This is a genomic window from Microlunatus spumicola (genome assembly GCF_039536445.1).
Classification (GTDB): Bacteria; Actinomycetota; Actinomycetes; order Propionibacteriales; family Propionibacteriaceae; genus Microlunatus; species Microlunatus spumicola.
This window is the reverse complement of sequence record NZ_BAAAYR010000001.1, coordinates 1,422,692-1,439,796: the sequence shown is the minus strand read 5'-3', so window position 1 is coordinate 1,439,796 and position 17,105 is coordinate 1,422,692. Positions and strand designations below refer to the sequence as shown.

Below are 17,105 nucleotides of genomic sequence, written 5' to 3'. Positions count from 1 at the left end.
AGCCCGGTGCCGGGGCCGTGGGGAGGGCGCGGCGTCCGGGGATACTGCTCGCCATGATCGTCGTGACGCGCTTCCAGGTGCCGGAGCAGGACACGGAGGCGTTCGTCGCGCAGGCGGAGACGGCGATCGCGGTGCTGCGGCAGCGCGGCGGGCTGCGCTCGCTCGACTTCGCGCGGAACCTCGACGAGCCGGACCTGTGGACCATCACCGCCCGCTGGGACGACGTCGGGTCCTACCGCCGCGCGCTGTCCGGGATTGAGTCGCGCTCGGTCGTCGTCCCGCTGCTGTCCCGGGCGATCGACGAGCCGACCGCGTACGAGGACCCGGACCTCGTCGGCCCGAACGTGGCGCGAGGCTCGGTCCCGCCGCTCTGACGAGACGGTTCAGCCGACGGTGACCTGGAGATTGTCGAGGTCGACGTCGCCGTCCGTCGCGGCCGCCCAGTCGGCGGTGTCGCCGCCGCGGAAGACCGACCAGTCCAGGTGCGTGATGTGGACCTCGGGGTCGGTCCGGTAGACGACGTCGGAGCGGTCGAGGACGGGGAGGTCGTCGACCCAGGCCTGCAGGCGGCCGTCGGCCTGGCCGACCGTGTTCAGCGTGTAGCACTGACGCAGGCGGTGCCAGGAGCCGTCGACGATGCCGCGGCCCCAGCTCACGTCGTCGCCGAACGTCCCGGTCTGGCCCGGGTGGTAGAGGTACGTCACGGCGAGGTCCGGCTGCCCGGCCTCGCGCACCAGCCGCGACAGCTTGGGCCCGAGCCACATGACGCGCCCCGACCAGCCGTGCTCCGTCGAACCCCCGCCGGTCGGCGTCGCGGGGGAGGTTCCGGGGGCGACGCCGAGCAGGCCCGGGAGCTTGCCGCCGGCCGAGACCTCGAAGCCGGGGGAGAAGCGCACGTCGTAGGAGATGCACGCGCTGTCCCGGCTCTGGTCGCCCAGGGGCACGACGAGGACGTTGCCGTCGTCCGGCGCGTCGTTGCGGGCCAGGATCCGGTGGGCCGCCAGGTGCGTCCGGACGAACCGTCCGCTCCCGTCGTCGCCGCGGACGTAGGACATGCCGTCGTACGCGGCGTCCTCGCGGTTCGTCTTCCCGACCGCCTCGTTGAAGGACTCCGGCGTGACCGGGCCGACCTGGGCGTCGTCGAAGCCCGCGTCGACGACCGTGCCGGAGGTCGGCCCGTCCGCCGTGGGGCTCCTGCCCGGCCGCGTCCCGGGGGTCGCCGTGGTGGTCGCCCCGGCGGGCCGCGCCGCGTAGAAGGAGCCCTCGGGCGCCCAGCCGGCCCGGCGCAGCGCGTCGCGCTCACCGGTCGTCGTCGCGTAGCGGTGCACGCCGCGGGACTGGAACCGCTCGACCCCGAGCGTGCACGGCAGGGGTGCGGACGCGACGTAGGCGACGACGCCCTGGTCGACATAGCCCCAGGCCTGGACGGCTTCGCGGACCTCGTCGGCGTTCGTCGTCCAGATCTGGTCGCCGACGTCGCGGCGCAGCTGGTGCACGGCCACCAGGCCGTCGGCCGGCCTGGTCGCGACCCGGAACACCACGCCCTCGTCCCGGCTGTAGCCCGCGTCACGGGCTCCGGCGGCGGCCCCCGGGGTGGTCGTCAGGAGCCCGGTCTGCCGGCCGGGGTCGATCTGGTAGCGCACGTCGACGGTCAGCGCGGCGCAGCCGCCGGGGTCGGCGGGGGGCACGACGGAACCCGACCCGCGGTCGGCGAAGACGACCACGGCGGTGGCGACCAGCGCCATCACGACGAGAGCGGCGCTGGCGTAGAGCGCGACCCGCAGGCGACGGCCCCCCGGCCCCGCCTCCGGCGCCCGTCGGACCCCCGTCACGGGCCGATCATCGCTCACCAGCGGACCGCCGACCCCATCGGTGACAAACCTCCGCGCCGCGCGGTCGAGGAGCAGCGGTGCCGCGCCAGTAGGCTTGGACGTCGTGCCGTCCCAGCCGGGGACGGTGGCCGACCGTACGTCTGGAGCACCCTTCGTGGCCCCCACCACCCTCGACAACGTCATCAGCCTGTGCAAGCGCCGGGGCTTCGTCTTCCCCTCGGGCGAGATCTACGGCGGGACGCGGTCGGCCTGGGACTACGGGCCGCTCGGCACGGAGCTCAAGGAGAACATCAAGCGCCAGTGGTGGCGCACCGTCGTGCAGAGCCGTGACGACGTCGTCGGCCTCGACTCCTCGGTGATCCTGCCGCGCCAGGTCTGGGTCGCCTCCGGCCACGTCGGCGTGTTCACCGACCCGCTGGTCGAGTGCCTGCACTGCCACAAGCGGTTCCGCGCCGACCACCTGCAGGAGGGCTACGCGGAGAAGCACAAGGTCGACGACCCCGACACGGTCGAGCTGACCTCCGTGCCGTGCCCCAACTGCGGCACGCGCGGCCAGTGGACCGCGCCGCGCGACTTCAACATGATGCTCAAGACCTACCTCGGCCCGGTCGAGGACGAGTCCGGCCTGCACTACCTGCGCCCCGAGACCGCGCAGGGCATCTTCGTGAACTTCGCGAACGTCGTGCAGACCACGCGCAAGAAGCCGCCGTTCGGCATCGGCCAGGTCGGCAAGAGCTTCCGCAACGAGATCACCCCCGGCAACTTCATCTTCCGCACCCGCGAGTTCGAGCAGATGGAGATGGAGTTCTTCGTCGTGCCCGGCACGGACGAGGAGTGGCACCAGTACTGGATCGACGAGCGCACCCGCTGGTACACCGACCTGGGCGTCGACGCCGCCAACCTGCGGCACTTCGAGCACCCGGCCGAGAAGCTCTCGCACTACTCCAAGCGCACGGTCGACATCGAGTACCGCTTCGGCTTCGCGGGCAGCGAGTGGGGCGAGCTCGAGGGCATCGCCAACCGGACCGACTTCGACCTGAAGACGCACTCGGAGCACTCCGGCAACGACCTGTCCTACTTCGACCAGGCGAGCGGCGAGCGGTTCACCCCGTACGTCATCGAGCCGGCGGCCGGCCTGACGCGCTCGCTGATGGCCTTCCTCGTCGACGCGTACACCGAGGACGAGGCGCCCAACACCAAGGGCGGCGTCGACAAGCGCACGGTGCTCAAGCTCGACCCGCGGCTCGCGCCGGTCAAGGCCGCGGTGCTGCCGCTGTCGCGCAACGAGGCGCTCTCGCCCAAGGCGCGCGACCTCGCCGCCGAGCTGCGCAAGAGCTGGAACGTCGACTTCGACGACGCCCAGGCGATCGGTCGTCGCTACCGCCGCCAGGACGAGATCGGCACGCCGTTCTGCGTCACGGTCGACTTCGACACCCTCGAGGACGACGCCGTGACGATCCGCTCGCGCGACGAGATGACCCAGGAGCGCGTCGCGCTCTCCCAGGTCGTCGCCTACCTGGGCGCCCGCCTCCCGGGCTGCTGATGACCGGGCTCCCGATGAGAACCGGCCCCTGGACCGCGGCCGCCCCGGTCGTCGAGCTCGCGCCGATGGCCGGCGTGACGAACGCGGCGTACCGGCAGCTGTGCCGCGAGCAGCACGAGGCCGGCGGCGGCACCGACGGGCTGTTCGTCTGCGAGATGATCACCAGCCGCGGCATCGTGGCGGGAGACCGCAAGACGATGGAGATGCTGCAGTTCGACCCGGGGGAGACGACCCGGAGCGTGCAGCTCTACGGCGTCGACCCGGCGACGATGGCCGACGCGACGGCGATCCTGGCCGAGCGGTTCCGGGTGGACCACGTCGACCTCAACTTCGGCTGCCCGGTCCCCAAGGTGACCCGCAAGGGCGGGGGAGCGGCCCTGCCGTGGAAGCGCGACCGCCTCCGCGCGATCCTGCGCGCCGTGGTCGCGGCCGCCCGCCCGTACGGCGTCCCCGTCACGATGAAGACCCGGGTCGGTATCGACGACGCGCACCAGACCTACCTCGACGCGGGCGCGATCGCCGAGGAGGAGGGCTGCGCCTCGATCGCGCTGCACGGGCGTACGGCGCAGCAGTCCTACTCCGGGCACGCCGACTGGTCGACCATCGCCAAGCTCAAGGAGCACGTCTCCATCCCGGTGCTCGGCAACGGCGACGTCTGGGAGGCCGAGGACGCCCGCCGGATGCTCGACCAGACCGGCGCCGACGGCGTCGTCGTCGGCCGCGGCTGCCTGGGTCGGCCCTGGCTGTTCCACGACCTGGCGGTCGCGCTGCAGGCCCCCGAAGGGTCCTCCGCGGGATCGGCCCGGCGGGCCCTGCCGACGTCGGGCGAGGTGGCGGTGACGATCCGCCGGCACGCCGAGCTGCTCGCCGGCCTGCAGACCGACCCGGAGCACGGCGAGCGCCGCGCGCTGACGGACCTGCGCAAGCACATGGCCTGGTACCTCAAGGGCTACCCGGTCGGCGGCGACACCCGTCGCGCGCTGGCCATGGTGTCCTCGTTCGCCGAGCTCGACGCCGCGCTGGCCGGCCTCGACCCGGACCTGGCCTTCCCGGTCACCGAGCTGGGGACCCCGCGCGGTCGCCAGGGGGCGCCCAAGGCCAAGGTCGCGCTGCCCGAGCACTGGCTGGACGACGCGTCGGGCGCGGCGCTGGACCTCGAGGACGACGAGCACGTCTCGGGTGGCTGACCCGTTGTCTCCCGAGCCTGCCGACGGGCCCGAGCCGTCGGTCCGCGCCCAGCAGTGGGCGCGGACGATGCACGGGCACCCCGCCGAGGGCCTGGTGCGCGCGCACGCCACCTCGCACGCCCGCGTCGGACCGGGCCGGACGGTCGACCGGCTGGCGCGGGAGGCGTACGAGCGGGAGGTCCTGCGGGCCGGCGCGACCTTTGCGGAGGGCGCGGGCGACCGGGCCCGCCCCGAGGAGCCCGACCCCGAGCGGACCTGCTTCGAGCGCGACCGGGACCGGGTCGTGCACTCCACCGCGTTCCGCAGGCTGGCTGGCAAGACGCAGGTCGTCGTGCACCCCACCGACCACCAGCGCACCCGGCTCACCCACGCGCTCGAGGTGGCCCAGATCGCCACCTCCATCGCCCGCGGCGTCGGCGTGAACGTGTCCCTGGCCGACGCGATCGCGCTCGGGCACGACTGCGGCCACGGCCCGGGCGGGCACGCCAGCGAGGACGCGTTCGACGCGTACGTGCCCGGCGGCTTCGACCACGGCCCCTGGGGCGCGGACGTGTCGCTGGCGGACCTCAACCTCTGCGCGCAGACCCTCGACGGCATCCGGAACCACTCGTGGTCGCGGCCCGCGCCGAGCACCGTCGAGGGCGAGATCGTCAGCTGGGCCGACCGGATCGCCTACTGCGCCCACGACCTCGAGGACGCCGTCCACGCGCAGATCGTGCGTCCCGACGAGATCCCGGCGGAGGTCGCCGAGGTCGCCGGCCGCACCCGCCGCGAGCAGCTCGGGCACTTCGTCCGGGCGGTCGTGGCCAGCGTCGCCGAGCACGGCGAGATCGGCATGTCCGCCGACTCTGCGGGGGCGCTCGCCTCGCTGCGGGCGTTCAACTACGAGCGGATCTACGTCCGGCCGGAGTCGCTCGCGCAGTCACGCGCCGTGGTCGAGGTGCTGCAGGCCCTCGTCGAGCACTTCGTGGCGCACCCGGGCGCGCTGCCGGACACGGTGGTGCCCGACGACGACCCGGTCCGCACCGCCGTCACCTACGTCGCCGGGATGACCGACCGCTTCGCCTTCGACCTCGCCGTCCGGGACCTCGCGTGGGACCCGGAACGGCTGCCGCTGCGCCCCGGCGGGTAGGCGTTGCGCCCGGCCGGGTAAAGAAGGACGCATGAAACAACGCGCCATCCGTTCCCTGGGCACGCCCGTCTCGGCCGTCGGCCTCGGGGGCATGCCCATGTCCATCGAGGGCCGCCCCGACCGCGCCCGGTCCGTCGCCACCATCCACGCCGCGCTGGACGCGGGCATCACGCTCATCGACACGGCCGACGCCTACCACCTGCACGCCGACGACGTCGGCCACAACGAGACCCTCATCGCGGAGGCGCTGGCCTCGTACGGCGGCAGCACCGAGCACGTCCTCGTCGCCACCAAGGGCGGGCACCTCCGCCCCGGCGACGGCAGCTGGACCCAGGACGGCAGCCCCGGCCACCTCCGTGAGGCCGTGCAGGCGTCGCTCCAGCGGCTCGGCGTCGAGCAGATCGGGCTCTACCAGTTCCACCGCCCGGACCCGAAGGTCCCGTTCGCGGAGTCCGTCGGCACGCTCGTGGAGCTGCTCGACGAGGGCCTCATCGGCCTCGCCGGCATCTCGAACGCCGACGTCGACCAGATCCGGCAGGCGGACGAGATCCTCGGCGGCCGGCTCGCGTCGGTGCAGAACCAGTTCAGCCCGGCGTTCCGCACCAGCCAGAGCGAGCTCGAGCTCTGCGCCGAGCTCGACATCGCCTTCTTCCCGTGGAGCCCGCTCGGCGGCATCACGAACGCGGCCGACCTGGGCCACACGTTCGCCCCGTTCGCCGAGGTGGCGAAGGAGCGCGGCGTGAGCCCGCAGGTCGTCTGCCTCGCCTGGGAGCTCGCGCTGGCCGACGTGGTCGTCCCGATCCCGGGCGCCTCGCGCCCGGAGACGATCACCGACTCCGCCACGGCGCCCGACCTGGAGCTCAGCAGCGACGAGATGGACCGGCTGAACGCGGCCGGCTAGACCTCGTCCGACAACGAGGCAGGTTGTGCACCGAACTCGGTGCACAACCTGTCGCGTTCACGGGCTCGTAGCCCCACGCGTGCTTCAATCGCCGACGTGAGCGGGTCTGACGTGCGGCCGGTGAGCCGCGGGTCCCTGGCCTGGCGGGTGCTCGCGGCGGTGGCGCTGGTCGTGCTCCTGGTCAACGGGTCGCTGCGGATGGAGGACGACGCCTGGCCCTTCGGGCCGATGTCGCAGTACGCCTTCTCCCCGCCCGAGGACGACACCGTCGTGATCACCCGCGTCGACGGCCTGCTGACCGACGGGCACCGGGTGGAGCTGCCGCTCCGCGTCGAGACGGCGGGGATCAGCCGGGCCGAGATCGAGGCGAGGATCCCCGACATCGAGCGCGACCCGAGCCTGCTGCGCGCGGTCAGCGACGGCTGGACGGCCCGCAACCCGGCGTCGCCCCGCCCGGTCGAGCTCTACCTGGTCCAGGACGAGACCCGGCTGCACCGCGGGCAGCCCACCGGGACCTCCGAGGTCACCCTCGCGCAGTGGCGGGTGGTCCCGTGAGCGCGGACGCGACGCCGCGCCGGGGCTCCGTCGTCGGGTGGTTCGCCCCCGTCGTGCCCGAGGCGCGGGTGGCGGTCCTGCGCTCGGTGCTCTATCTCTTCGTGCTGCTCGACCTGCACCTGGTCGTCCGCGACCCGATCCCGCTCAGCCACCACCCCGACCTCTACCGCCCGCTGCTCCTGGCCCGCGTGCTGCACCTGCCGCCGCCGAGCCTGCCGCTCGCCTGGACCCTGTACGCCGTCCTCGTCGTCGGCTGCCTGGTCGGAGCCTTCGGACGCGCCCCGCGGCTGGCCGGCGTCGTGGTGGCCGCGGCCTTCACGTGGTGGGTGGCCATCGGCTTCAGCTACGGCAAGGTCGACCACGACCACCTGGCGCTCGTCGTCGCGCTCTGGGTGCTGCCCACGGTCGGGGCGGTGCCCGGCGGCTGGTCGGCGACCCGGCGTTCGGCGCAGGCCGGGTGGGCGCTCCGGTGCGTCCAGGTCGCCGTCATCGCGACCTACTTCCTCTCCGCGCTGGCCAAGATCCGCAGCGGCGGCTGGACGCTGACGAGCTGGCCCGAGAGCTACATCCTGACCTGGGCGATCGTCCGGCGCCCGCACGGCCTGGGGCAGTTCCTGCTGCCGTACCCGGGCGTCCTGCGCGTGATGCAGTGGGGCTCGATCCTCGCCGAGCTGTCGTCGGTCGTCGTCCTGTGGCTGCGCGGCCGGGCGCTGCTCGCGGCCGCGCTGTTCTGGATGGGGTTCCACGTCTTCACGGTCGCGCTGCTCTACATCCACTTCGCCCCGACCGTCGTGTGCTGGCTGGCCTTCGCGCCGCTGGAACGGCTGGTGCCCTGGTGGCGGGCCCGGCACCCGCCGCTCGAGCCGCCGGTGCCCGTGCCTCCCCGTGCCGTGCCCTCCCGCACCGCGCCCTCCCGGACCGACGGGCAGCCGGTCTCCCGCTAGCGCGTCGTCCGGGTGCCGCCGGCCAGGGCGAAGGCGAGCAGCGCGAAGCCGGCGACGACCCCCGACAGCGCGGCTCCGCGCGGGTCCACGAGCAGGGCCAGCGCCCCGCCGAGCACCCCGACGGCGACGAGGACCCACCCCAGCGTCGCGAAGAGCCGCACCCGGAACGCCCGCGCGAACGGCAGGAAGTGCACGCCGAGGACGACGACCACCCACGGCAGGACGAGCACGGGCCGGTCGAGCAGACGGGTCAGCACCTGCGCCCCGAGCGGGATCGCCACGACCTCCCCGACCACGCAGACGACGTACGTGCGCAGCGCGCGGGGCGACGGGGCCGGACCGGGCCGGCGGGCGGCGGGGCGGAGGACCGAGAACCAGAGCACGAGGGCGAACGCGAGGACCGCGAGGACCCGGAGCACGACGCCCGCCGGGCCGCCGACGACGCCGGCGTTCAGCACGACGAACAGCACGCCCCCGACCGCCCCGACCAGCGAACCCGTCCGTGGACCACCCATGCCCCAGTGTCGCCTCCCCGGGGTGCGGCGGGGGTCGCCGGAACGCCCTGTGCACAGCCGCGGCGGGAGTGCGTCGCCGCACTAGACTCCGGGCGTGGCTGGGCGGATCAACGACGAGGACGTCGTCGCCGTCCGCGAACGCGCCCGCATCGAGGACGTCGTCGGCTCGTACGTCGCCCTCCGCAACGCCGGCGGCGGGTCGATGAAGGGCCTGTGCCCCTTCCACGACGAGAAGACGCCGAGCTTCCAGGTGACCCCGGCCCGCGGGTTCTTCTACTGCTTCGGCTGCGGCGAGGGCGGCGACGTCATCACCTTCCAGATGAAGATCGACAGTCTCTCGTTCGGCGAGGCCGTGGAGCGCCTGGCCGACCGCGTCGGCATCGTGCTGCGCTACACCGAGCAGAGCGGCCCCCGCCAGGAGCCGGGCATCCGGCTGCGGCTGATGGAGGCCAACCAGGCGGCCGCGGAGTTCTACGCCGAGCAGATCTCGACCCCCGAGGCGCTGATCGGGCGGCAGTTCCTGGGGGAGCGTGGCTTCGACCGCGCGGCGGCCGAGAAGTTCGGCGTCGGCTACGCACCCTCGGACGGGCGCGCCCTGCTGAAGCACCTGCGCGGGCGCGGCTTCTCCGACACCGAGCTGGTGAAGGCCGGGCTGGCCCGCGAGTCCGGCTGGGACTTCTTCCAGGGACGGCTGCTCTGGCCGATCCGCGACTCGGGCCGCCAGGTGCTGGGGTTCGGCGCCCGGCGGCTGCGCGACGACGACCGGATGCCGGCGAAGTACCTCAACACCCCCGAGACCCCGCTCTACAAGAAGTCGCACGTGCTCTACGGGCTCGACCTGGCCCGCAAGGAGATCAGCAAGCGCAGCCAGGCGGTCGTCGTCGAGGGCTACACCGACGTGATGGCGGCCCACCTGTCCGGGGTGGAGACCGCGGTCGCCTCCTGCGGCACCGCCTTCGGCGACGACCACGCGCGGCTCCTGCGCCGCCTGATGGGCGACCACGACGCCTTCCACGGCGAGGTCATCTTCACCTTCGACGGCGACCAGGCCGGCCAGAACGCCGCGCTCAAGGTCTTCGCCGGCGACCAGAACTTCATCACCCAGACGTACGTGGCCGTCGAGCCCACCGGCCTGGACCCCTGCGACCTCCGGCTGCAGCACGGCGACGCGGCGGTGCGCGAGCTCGTGGCCCGCCGGATGCCGCTCTACCGCTTCGTGATGACCAACATCCTCGGCCAGCACGACCTCGAGCGCGCCGACGGCCGGCTCGCGGCCCTGCGGGCGGCGGCCCCGCTGGTCGGCAGCATCCGCGACTCCGGGCTCGTCAACGGCTACGCCCGCGAGCTGGCCGGGCTGCTCGGCATGGACCAGGACGAGGTCCGCGCCGAGGTCTCCCGCGCCGCCTCCCGGTCGTCGCGCCGGACCACGCAGGCCGAGCCCGAGCCGCAGCCCGAGGTCGTCGAGCCGGCCCGCGCCACGGGCGTCCCGATGCCCAACCCGCGGGACCGGATGCTCGCCATCGAGCGCGAGACGGCGCAGCTGCTCGTGCAGGCCCCCGAGCAGTTCCCCGAGCACTGGGACGGGCTCAGCCCCGCCGACTTCACCCACCCGGCGTACGCGGCCGTCTTCACCGCCGTGGAGAAGGCCGTGGCCGACGACGCCGACGGCGACTGGACCCACCGGGTCAGCGACGCGGTCGAGGACGAGCGCGTGCGCTCCCTCGTCGTCGCGCTCGCCGTCGAGCCGCTGCCGCTCCAGGGAGAGCCCGACGAGCGGTTCGTGGTCGCCCACACCGCCGGCCTCCAGCTGCTGACGGTGATGCGCAGCATCGCGACGCTCAAGTCCCGCCTGCAGCGCACGAACCCGGTGTCGGCCCAGCAGAAGTACAACGCGATGTTCTCCGAGCTCGTCGTCCTCGAGGCGCGCCGCAAGGCCCTGCAGACGCGGAGCATCGGCGCGCAGGACTGACGTCCGGACCGCCCCGGGGCGGTCGTGGAGGCGGCGCCGAGCGTGCCGGTCGTCCACAGGGCGGGCCGGGTGGGCGACGTTCTCCACAGCCGGTCGTCGGCGGGCGGCCCGTCGGGTCCTCGATCACCAGACTCCAGGCGTGACCGTCGTCCTCGCCGCTGCTCCTGCACCCCTGACCGCCGACTCCCCGACCGCCGATTCCCCGACCGCTGGATCCCAGGTCGGGGATGCGGACGCCCGCGACGCCCAGGCGGCGCACCAGACCGAGCAGGTGGCCCGGTGGGCGGCGGCGGTCGAGGCTGGCGTGCTGGCCCGGGCGGCCCGGCAGGACCCGGAGGTGCCGTGGCGCGGGGACGCGACGGAGGAGGAGCTGCGCGCGGTCGAGGAGGAGGGTGCCCGGGCCCAGCAGGCGTTCGTCGCGGCCAACCTCGGGCTCGTCGGCGCGGTCCTGTCGTCGTGGGCGCGCCGCGGGGCGCCGACCGCCGACCTGTTCCAGGAGGGCTGCCTCGGGCTGATCGCCGCGGTGGTGCGGTTCGACCACACGCGGGGGGTGCGGTTCTCGACCTACGCCACCTACTGGATCCGGACCTGCGTCGGCTCGGCCGCGTCGCGCCAGGCGTCGGGCGCGTCGGTCCCGGTCAGCCGGCACGACCAGCTCCGTGCCGCCCACGGCGTCGAGAGCCTGCTGATCCAGGACCTCGGCCGGCTGCCGTCCGTCGCCGAGGTGGCGGAGGCGATCGGCCGGGACCCGCGGTGGACGGCCGACCTCCTGGGGCACCGGCCGGCGCGGTCGCTGGACGACCTGGACGAACGGTCGCTGCACCGCCTCATCGGGACGGGGGACGAGCCGGACGGCGGGGCCGGGCGGGAGCCCGAGACGTGGGCCCGGCGGCTCCTGGCGACGCTCACCGGCTTCGACCGTCAGGTGCTGGAGCTCCGGCTGGGGTTCGGGGGCGGGACCCCGAGCAGCCTCGCCGGCGTGGCGCGTGAGCTCGGCGTCCCCGTCGGGCGGGTCCGGCGGGCGGAGGCCCGGGCGCTGGAGCAGCTGCGCGGCCGGTGCCCGCGCTCCTTCGCCGGCGCCGCCTCGTGAGGCCGGGCCCGCGGCAGGGCCGGACCGCGACCGCAGGGTCAGGGCTCGTCGACGATGAGCAGGTCCTGCCAGTCCTCCCCGACGAGCCCGTCGAGCAGGCCGCGGACCTCGGCGGTGCGGACGGTGGAGGCCCGGTCCTGGGTGCCGAGACGGCGATAGAGGTCGCGGACGTGCTTGTCCACCGTGCTCTGACTGATGCCCAGCCGGGAGCTGATGGCCCGCACCGTCCGGCCCTGGGCCAGCAGCCGCAGCACGGCGGCCTGGCGCGACGTGAGGGCCGGTTCGGGCGGGCGGAGGAAGCGGCCGTGGGACGCGACCACGACGGGCTGGGCGGAGCGGACGGCCGCGACCTCGTCCTCGTCGAAGGGCCCCTCGTAGCGCGTCATGAAGTAGGCCGCGATCGTCGCGCCCGTGACGGCGACCGGCATGACGAGCAGCTCGGCCAGGACCCGGCCCCGGTGCTCCAGGACCAGGCCGGGTGCGGTGCCCCAGCCCGGCAGGACGTCGTTCGCGCGCACGGCGGGCACGACGCCCACCTCGCGGCACCAGCGGGTGAGGGGGCCGGCTTCCCAGGAGGCTGCGAGGGCGTCGCGCAGGACCGCCGCCCAGACCAGGTCGGGCGGCCAGCACCTGACCCCGGCGGCGCGGGACCCGGCGACGCCGAAGACGGTCACCGTCGCGCCGCACAGGCCCGCCAGGTGAGGCAGCGTCGTGTCGACCTGGCGCGTCAGGGAGCCCGCGGTCGCCAGCTGCCCGGCCAGGTCCAGCAGGGGCTCGTACGGCTGCCCGTGGGGCGGCGCAGGAACGGGTGCCGCGCCGTCGTCCCCGGTGTCGACCGGAGCGTCGTCCCCCGGCCGCCCGCGACCGGCCGGGAGCTCCGGCTCGGGAGGTGTGCGGACGAGGGGCACAGGGGAGGACTAGTCCATCGCCGACGGCCTGTCAATGGCGAGATCCGGCACTGGGGCGCGTCACCGCCGTGCCGCAGCCTGGTCGAGCACCGGTACGGACGGTCCTCGGGGGGGAGATCCGACGGTCCGGGAAGCCCCGCCCCGGTCGGCCGCACGACGGCCGCCCGGGGCGGCTGGGCGACCGTTCCGGTGGGGTGGCGGGCAGAATGGACGCGTGCTCCCGACCCCCGCCCGCCGCCCGTGAGGACGCGTCTCGGCAGCCGGGGCATGCCCTCTGAGGCGTACGACGCGTGGCGGCGCTCGGCGGCGGCCCGCGTGGGTGGTCCCGGCCGGGTGCTGGCCTGGGCCCGGGCGGAGGACGGGTTCGTCGTGGGCGGCCCGGCCGCCCTCTCCTTCGGCGGCGGTGATCCGACGGGCGGCGGGGACGACTGGCAGCACGTCGGGTGGCACGAGATCGAGCACGGCGGCTGGAACGCGGAGTCGCGGGCGCTGTCGTGGACCCTCTACGGCGGCCGGCGGGGCCGGGTCGGGCTGGCGGAGCCGGGGCGGCTGCCGGAGCTGTTCCGGGAACGGGTGGCGGCCAGCATCGCGGTCGAGCGGTTCGTCGCCATCCGCGGGGAACGGGGCGTCACTGTCACCGCGCGGCGCGACCTGGGCGGCGACGGGACGCTCACCTGGCACTCGTCGCTGACCCGCGGGCTGAGCTGGAGCACGGAGGGTGTGGCCGAGGAGGCCGCCCGCGTCTCGTCCGAGCTGCAGTCGGAGTACGGATCCAGCTCGCCGGGCTGGTAACGTCTTCCAGGCCGATCCCCTGTAGCTCAATTGGCAGAGCAGCCGGCTGTTAACCGGCAGGTTACTGGTTCGAGTCCAGTCGGGGGAGCCACCGGCGGTCGTCACGACCGCTCCCCGGGGTCCGTCGCGACGGACCGTCCGCGGCTATGCTGCCCGGACGGCGGGGACTCCCGCCCCGGTCGGACCGATGGTCCGACCTCCACGGAGCCGCGGGGCGCTCACGGTCCAGGAGCACGGATGACGGCAGCCGCCGAGCACGACCTCCCCTCGCAGCCCGAGCAGAGCCCGACGTCCCTCGGCGGGGCGCTGCCGCGTCGTACGGTCCTCGTCGGCGCGCTGGGACTCACCGGGGCTGCTCTCGTCGGCGTTCCCGCCGCCCAGGCCGCGCCGCGGGTCAGCGGGCGCATCCTCGAGACCTACCTGGCCGCCGGAGGGGCCGACATGCTCGGTCGCGCGACCGGCCGCGAGGTGAAGCGCCGGATCTCACGACGCAACACGTACGGCCAGCAGTTCGCGCGCGGCACCGTCTGGTGGGGCTCCGGCGTCGGGCGGGTCGACCGGCCCGACGTGCGCGTCCGGCTCACCACGGCCCCGAACTTCCGCCCGGTCACGGGCGTCCGCGACCTGTGGCGCACCGGCGACCTCGACGGCTGCACCGCGCTGGAGAAGCGCGTGGTCGCGGACCTGGGGATCGAGACGATGATCGCCATGAACGAGGGCGGGGACCCCGCCATCCCCGGCGTGAAGAACCGCCGCTACGTCATCAGCAACGCCGGCGAGCGGCTGGAGTTCTACCGCGGCTACGTCACCCGCAGCGCCAACCGCGAGTCGGTCGGCCGGGTGCTGCGCCGCGTCGCGCGCTCGGACCACCCGGTCCTGGTGCACTGCCGCGCCGGCAAGGACCGTACGGGCTGGGTCTGCGACCTCATGCAGACCGTGGCGGGCGTCGACCGCCAGGTGCGCGACGTCGACTACCTGGCCACCCGCGCCTACTCCGGGGCCGAGGTCGACCTCGACTGGTTGAACGCGGCCCGCGGGCAGCTCGAGGCCGACTACGGCACGGTCCGGGACTACCTCGTCGACGGCTGCGGCCTCAGCCGCGCCGACCTGACCGCGCTGGCGGTGCGGCTGCGCTAGCCGCGCCGGCCGGACGAACCAGGTCGGAGGGCCCGTCCGAGCGGTCGGTCACGACCGCTCGACGGCCCGCCCGGTCAGTCCTGGCCGCTGCCGTGCTCGTGGCGGCTGGGTGCAGGACCGTGGAGCTCGCCCTGGTCGCCACCACCGCCGCCGCTGCCGACGACGGGCCGCGAGGGCCACTCGACCTTGCCCTGCACCACCCGGTTCAGGTCGTCCAGGAACGCGCGGGCCCAGTGCTCGATGTCGTGCTCGAACACCTGGCGCCGCAGCAGCCGCATCCGGCGGGACTTGATGCGGGCCGGGGCGTTCATCGCCTCGAGCATCGTCTCCTTGAGCCCGTCGATGTCGTGCGGGTTGATCAGGTAGGCCTGGCGCAGCTCGCGCGCCGCCCCGGCGAACTCGCTCAGCACGAGCGCCCCGTCGTCGGCCTGCCGGCAGGCCACGTACTCCTTGGCCACCAGGTTCATCCCGTCGCGCAGCGGCGTGACGATCATGACGTCGGCGGCGCGGTAGAGCGCCGCCATCTCCTCGCGCGGGTAGGACGCGTGCAGGTAGGTGATCGGCGGGCGGCCGATGCGGCCCACGTCGGAGTTGATCCGGCCGACCTGCCGGTCGATGTCGTCGCGCAGGTGGCGGTACTGCTCGACCCGCTCGCGCGACGGGGTCGCGACCTGCACCAGCGCCGCCTCGTCGGGGTCGATCCGGCCCTCGGCCACCAGCTCGCCGAAGGCCTGGATGCGCTCCGGGATCCCCTTGGTGTAGTCGAGCCGGTCCACCCCGAGGAACAGGGTCTTCGGCTCGCCGAGGTCGGCCCGGATCTCCGCGGCGCGGGCCGCGGTGGCGTCGCTCGACGCCAGCTCGTGCAGCGAGGCCGCGGCGATGGAGATCGGGTACGCCCGGGCCATGACGGTGCGGCCGTCCGCGGCGTGCACGTGCTCGCGGCGGGTCTCGAGGTGCAGCCGCTGCCGGACCAGGCGGAGGAAGTTCTGCGCGCCGCCGCCCAGCTGGAAGCCGACCAGGTCGGCGCCGAGGAGGCCGCGCAGGATCTGGTCGCGCCAGGGCAGCTGGATGTAGAGCTCGGTCGGGGGGAAGGGGATGTGCAGGAAGAACCCGATGTTCAGGTCGGGGCGTAGCTCGCGCAGCATCTGCGGCACGAGCTGGAGCTGGTAGTCCTGCACCCAGACCACGGCGCCCTGGTCGGCGACGTCGGCCGTCCGGTCCGCGAACCGCTGGTTGACCCGGACGTACGCGTCCCACCACTCCCGGCGGAACTCCGGGGGAGCGACCACGTCGTGGTAGAGCGGCCAGAGGGTCGCGTTGGAGAAGCCCTCGTAGTAGTCCTCGATCTCCTGCGCCGACAACGGCACCGGGACGAGCTCGAGCCCGTCGTTCTCGAAGGGGTCGAGCACCTCGTCGGGTGCACCGTGCCAGCCGACCCACGCGCCGTCGTGTGAGTGCATGACCGGCTCGAGCGCCGTGACGAGCCCGCCCGGCGACGTGCGCCAGGTGACGGTCCCGTCCGGGTTCTCGACGCGGTCCACCGGCAACCGGTTGGCCACCACCACGAAGTCCGCCTTGCGGGTCGGCCGTCCTCCCGTACGAGGCTCTGCGTCCCGCCCGGTGCCGTTTCCCGCGCCCTGCCCTGCTGTCCCGGACGTCACCGTCGCTGTTCCTCCACGACGCCGAGGGTACGGGGAGGAACGCCCGCCCAGCCGCGCGGGAGCGGTGGGCGAGGGGCCCCGGCGTCTGTCAGGCTTCGGCCATGACCTCCGATGCGCTGGCGCAGACCCGGCTGCAGGCGGTGCTCGAGCACCCCGGGGAGACCCTCGTCGGGATCGACTTCGACGGGACGCTCGCGCCGATCGTGGCCGACCCCGAGCAGGCGCACGCCGACCCCCGTGCGGTCGCCGCGCTGGCCCGGCTCGGCAACCTGCTGGGCACGGTCGCGATCGTCACCGGCCGTCCGGCGCGGACCGCCGTCCGGCTCGGCGGCTTCCGGGGCGTGCCCGGGCTCGGCCACCTCGTCGTCCTCGGCCAGTACGGCGTCGAGCGCTGGGACGCGGCGACGGACGAGTTCGTGATCCCGCCGGACCCGGGCCAGGTCGCGGCGCTGGAGCAGGAGATCCCGCCGCTGCTGGACCGTCTCGGCCAGGGCGCCGCGCACGTGGAGCACAAGGGCCGGGCGGTCGTCGTGCACACCCGGCAGCTGCCGGACCCGGACGCCTCGTACGCCGCCCTCTCCGGTCCCCTGAACGACCTCGCCGAGCGTCACGAGATGGTCGTCGAGCCCGGCAAGAACGTCCTCGAGATCCGTTCGCCGGGCATCGACAAGGGCGTGGCCCTGCGCGCCATCGTCGAGGAGACCGGCGCCCGTCAGGTCGTGTTCGTCGGCGACGACCTCGGCGACCTCCCGGCCTTCCGCCTCGTCGAGCAGCTGCGCCGCGAGGGCCGTGGCGGCCTGCTGGTGTGCTCGGCCTCCCACGAGGAGGACGCGCTGTCCGTCCTCGCCGACGTCGTGGTCGAGGGGCCCAGCGGCGTCGCGACCTGGCTCGAGCAGCTCGCGGACGCGCTCGAGACCCGCCGCGACGCCCGCTGAACCC

The 17,105-nt window shown here is 74.3% G+C and carries 15 protein-coding genes, 1 tRNA gene and 1 pseudogene; 13 read left to right on the top strand and 4 right to left on the bottom strand.

The window, feature by feature from the left end:
* Positions 1-53 precede the first annotated feature (53 nt).
* The gene (locus ABD665_RS06525; RefSeq protein ID WP_204911698.1) at positions 54-374 is read left to right on the top strand and encodes an antibiotic biosynthesis monooxygenase; all 321 of its coding nucleotides are present in this window, start codon (positions 54-56) and stop codon (positions 372-374) included.
* 9 nt (positions 375-383) lie between these two features.
* On the opposite strand, the gene ABD665_RS06520 is transcribed toward ABD665_RS06525, so the two are convergent.
* Positions 384-1,832, bottom strand: coding sequence for a polysaccharide lyase (locus tag ABD665_RS06520; RefSeq protein WP_204911699.1), 1,449 nt, complete (start codon positions 1,830-1,832; stop codon positions 384-386).
* Positions 1,833-1,956: 124 nt separating this feature from the next.
* Here ABD665_RS06520 and ABD665_RS06515 point away from each other — a divergent pair, with 124 nt between their 5' ends.
* The 6 genes from ABD665_RS06515 (at position 1,957) to ABD665_RS06490 (ending at position 8,094) form a co-directional block, all read left to right on the top strand.
* Positions 1,957-3,375: a glycine--tRNA ligase gene (locus ABD665_RS06515; RefSeq protein WP_425562131.1), complete on the top strand. Its 1,419-nt coding sequence runs from the start codon at positions 1,957-1,959 to the stop codon at positions 3,373-3,375.
* Between the two features lie 14 nt (positions 3,376-3,389).
* Positions 3,390-4,562 (top strand): tRNA dihydrouridine synthase DusB, encoded by a 1,173-nt coding sequence (gene dusB, locus ABD665_RS06510; protein WP_344741519.1) that lies wholly within the window; start codon positions 3,390-3,392, stop codon positions 4,560-4,562.
* A 67-nt stretch (positions 4,563-4,629) separates the two neighbouring features.
* A complete protein-coding gene (locus tag ABD665_RS06505) occupies positions 4,630-5,694 on the top strand; it encodes an HD domain-containing protein (RefSeq protein WP_204914102.1) in 1,065 nt (354 codons plus the stop codon).
* Positions 5,695-5,725: 31 nt separating this feature from the next.
* Positions 5,726-6,595 carry an aldo/keto reductase gene (locus tag ABD665_RS06500; protein WP_204911702.1) on the top strand — a complete coding sequence of 290 codons (870 nt, stop codon included), beginning with the start codon at positions 5,726-5,728 and terminating at the stop codon, positions 6,593-6,595.
* Positions 6,596-6,691: 96 nt separating this feature from the next.
* On the top strand, positions 6,692-7,150 hold the full coding sequence (locus tag ABD665_RS06495; RefSeq protein ID WP_344741517.1) for a hypothetical protein: 459 nt from the start codon (positions 6,692-6,694) through the stop codon (positions 7,148-7,150).
* Positions 7,147-8,094 carry a hypothetical protein gene (locus ABD665_RS06490; protein ID WP_344741515.1) on the top strand — a complete coding sequence of 316 codons (948 nt, stop codon included), beginning with the start codon at positions 7,147-7,149 and terminating at the stop codon, positions 8,092-8,094. Before ABD665_RS06495 ends, ABD665_RS06490 begins: the two co-directional genes overlap by 4 nt.
* Here ABD665_RS06490 and ABD665_RS06485 read toward each other — a convergent pair.
* Positions 8,091-8,609 carry a hypothetical protein gene (locus ABD665_RS06485; RefSeq protein WP_204911704.1) on the bottom strand — a complete coding sequence of 173 codons (519 nt, stop codon included), beginning with the start codon at positions 8,607-8,609 and terminating at the stop codon, positions 8,091-8,093. The genes ABD665_RS06490 and ABD665_RS06485 overlap by 4 nt on opposite strands.
* Positions 8,610-8,703: 94 nt before the next feature.
* Here ABD665_RS06485 and dnaG point away from each other — a divergent pair, with 94 nt between their 5' ends.
* Together dnaG and ABD665_RS06475 are read left to right on the top strand one after the other, a co-directional pair.
* Positions 8,704-10,578 (top strand): DNA primase, encoded by a 1,875-nt coding sequence (dnaG, locus tag ABD665_RS06480; protein ID WP_204911705.1) that lies wholly within the window; start codon positions 8,704-8,706, stop codon positions 10,576-10,578.
* Between the two features lie 139 nt (positions 10,579-10,717).
* The gene (locus ABD665_RS06475) at positions 10,718-11,668 is read left to right on the top strand and encodes a sigma-70 family RNA polymerase sigma factor (protein WP_204911706.1); all 951 of its coding nucleotides are present in this window, start codon (positions 10,718-10,720) and stop codon (positions 11,666-11,668) included.
* Between the two features lie 38 nt (positions 11,669-11,706).
* Here the strand turns inward: ABD665_RS06475 and ABD665_RS06470 are convergent, their stop codons facing one another.
* A complete protein-coding gene (locus ABD665_RS06470) occupies positions 11,707-12,576 on the bottom strand; it encodes a LuxR C-terminal-related transcriptional regulator (RefSeq protein WP_204911707.1) in 870 nt (289 codons plus the stop codon).
* Between the two features lie 267 nt (positions 12,577-12,843).
* Here ABD665_RS06470 and ABD665_RS06465 point away from each other — a divergent pair, with 267 nt between their 5' ends.
* From ABD665_RS06465 to ABD665_RS06455, 3 genes are all read left to right on the top strand, one after another.
* On the top strand, positions 12,844-13,368 hold the full coding sequence (locus ABD665_RS06465; RefSeq protein ID WP_204911708.1) for a hypothetical protein: 525 nt from the start codon (positions 12,844-12,846) through the stop codon (positions 13,366-13,368).
* A 15-nt stretch (positions 13,369-13,383) separates the two neighbouring features.
* A tRNA-Asn gene (locus ABD665_RS06460) sits at positions 13,384-13,459 on the top strand.
* A 146-nt stretch (positions 13,460-13,605) separates the two neighbouring features.
* Complete coding sequence (locus ABD665_RS06455; RefSeq protein ID WP_204911709.1) at positions 13,606-14,505, top strand: tyrosine-protein phosphatase; 900 nt, start codon at positions 13,606-13,608, stop codon at positions 14,503-14,505.
* A 206-nt stretch (positions 14,506-14,711) separates the two neighbouring features.
* Here the strand turns inward: ABD665_RS06455 and ABD665_RS06450 are convergent.
* Positions 14,712-16,070: pseudogene (locus ABD665_RS06450) on the bottom strand (alpha,alpha-trehalose-phosphate synthase (UDP-forming)); the annotation flags it as partial.
* A gap of 197 nt (positions 16,071-16,267) precedes the next feature.
* Between ABD665_RS06450 and otsB the strand changes: the two are divergent.
* Positions 16,268-17,101, top strand: a complete 834-nt coding sequence (gene otsB, locus ABD665_RS06445; protein ID WP_204911711.1) for a trehalose-phosphatase — start codon at positions 16,268-16,270, stop codon at positions 17,099-17,101.
* Positions 17,102-17,105: the final 4 nt, after the last annotated feature.